1 protein-coding gene is annotated in these 2,055 nt (G+C 55.5%); it reads left to right on the top strand.

The features are described 5' to 3' along the window. The first annotated feature begins 209 nt into the window (after positions 1-209). Positions 210-1,904, top strand: a complete 1,695-nt coding sequence (locus tag DWX39_RS10705; protein ID WP_117759931.1) for a phospho-sugar mutase — start codon at positions 210-212, stop codon at positions 1,902-1,904. Positions 1,905-2,055 lie beyond the last annotated feature (151 nt).

Raw genomic sequence — 2,055 nt, 5'->3', positions numbered from 1 at the left:
GGAGGCCTCGCGGCCTCCCCCTTTTTTGCGTTTACAGGCAACATTCCTTATGCAATTAAATCAATTTAATCATCCACCGCTGAATATAGACGTTCACCGTTCTTTGGTCGGTTCTCTGTTCTCAATGGACTAATATTTGCTTTAGCGCACTGCTGCGCTTGTCCTGTTTTTACACGGGTCGTTTTATTGATTGTGACGGAAGGACTCACATGGCAGATGTTCATGAGCTGCTTGATACTTGGATTGCCAATGTCAAGGACGAGGAGCTCCTCGCTGAGCTTAACACGATGAAGGAGCAGGGTGATGAGGACGCCATCACCGATGCTTTCTTCCAAGATCTCGCCTTCGGTACTGCCGGCCTTCGCGGCACTATCGGTGCGGGCACTAACCGTATGAATATCTATACGGTCGGTCGTGCGACCCAGGGATTCGCTGACTACCTCAATGCGACCTTCGAGCATCCAACGGTTGCCATCGCTCGCGATAGCCGCAATAAAGGTGAGCTGTTCGTTAAGACGACGGCTGCCATTCTTGCAGCAAACGGCGTGACTGCCCTCGTTTATCCCAAGATTTCTCCTGTGCCGACGCTCTCCTGGGCCGTCCGTGATCTTAAGTGCTCCGGTGGCATTTGCATGACCGCTAGTCATAACCCGGCACCGTATAACGGCTATAAGGCCTATGGCCCCGACGGCTGCCAGGTCACCAGCGAGGCCGCCGATGCAATTTCTAAGGCTATCGCCGAGACCGATACATTCACCGGCGTGAAGTCCATGGACTTTGATGAGGCTCTTGAGCAGGGTCTGGTTAAATGGATCGAAGGCTCATGCCTCGAGCGTTATTACGACGCCGTTCTCGCGCGCGGCGTGACTAACCTTTCTGCCGAGGAGATCGCTGGCGCTCCGCTTAAGCTCGTCTACACTCCGCTCAACGGCACCGGCCTCATTCCCGTTACTACGGTGCTCGAGCGCGCTGGCATCACCGATGTCACGGTTGTTCCCGAGCAGAAGGAGCCTAACGGCGATTTCCCGACCTGCCCGTATCCTAACCCCGAGATCCGTCAGGCCATGCAGAAGGGCATCGATCTCTGCGAGCAGGTTCACCCTGATTTGCTGCTTGCAACCGATCCCGACGCCGACCGTGTTGGCGTTGCCGTTAAAAATGGCGATGACTATCTGCTGCTGACCGGCAATGAGATGGGCGTTCTGCTGCTCGACTATATCTGCAAGACCCGTGCTGCCCGCGGTGAGGACCTCACTAAGAAGGTTGCCGTTACTACTATCGTTTCTTCCGCCATGGTTGACGCTCTGGCCGACGAGTACGGTTTTGAGCTTCGCCGCTGCCTGACGGGCTTCAAGTACATCGGCGACATCATTACTTCTCTTTCCGATGCTGGCGAGGTCGATCGCTTTATCTTCGGTTTCGAGGAGAGCTACGGCTATCTGGCCGGCGACCACGTGCGCGACAAGGACGCCGTGAGCACTTCGCTTCTGATTTGCCAGATGGCGCAGTATTACAAGCTCCAGGGTAAGAACCTTGCCGATGCGATGCACGAGCTGTACGAGAAGTATGGCTACTATCACAACAAGACGATTTCGCTAAGCTATCCGGGCGCTGAGGGTGCGGCAAAGATGGCCGGCATCATGGCTGGTTTGCGCGAGAACCCGCCCGCGGAGCTCGCCGGTTCCAAGATTGAGGCCGTCGTGGATTACAACACCTGCGTGAACGGCCTGCCGAAGGCTAATGTCATTGAGTTCGATCTCGAGGGTGGTAACAAGGGTATCGTCCGTCCTTCTGGCACCGAGCCCAAGATTAAGCTGTACATCTTCGCTAAGGGCGCGGATGCCGCCGAGGCTGATGCAGCACTTGACGCGATCGAGGAGTCCGGTCGCAAGCTCTTGGCCTAAGGCTTTGAAAGCCTATTTCTATAGATAGACGGAGGAGGGGATCTCGGAAACGAGGTCCCCTCTTTATTACTTTTAAATACAGCTGAGAATCCCAAACTGTGTAGGAAATGTGTACGCCCAGATTCCCGCCCCCGGCGCCCCTCCGGTCTGG

Source organism: Collinsella sp. AF19-1LB, assembly GCF_003459655.1.
In the GTDB taxonomy this organism is placed as follows: Bacteria; Actinomycetota; Coriobacteriia; order Coriobacteriales; family Coriobacteriaceae; genus Collinsella.
Note: the sequence above shows the minus strand (reverse complement) of the source record. Positions and strands in the feature narration are given on the sequence as shown.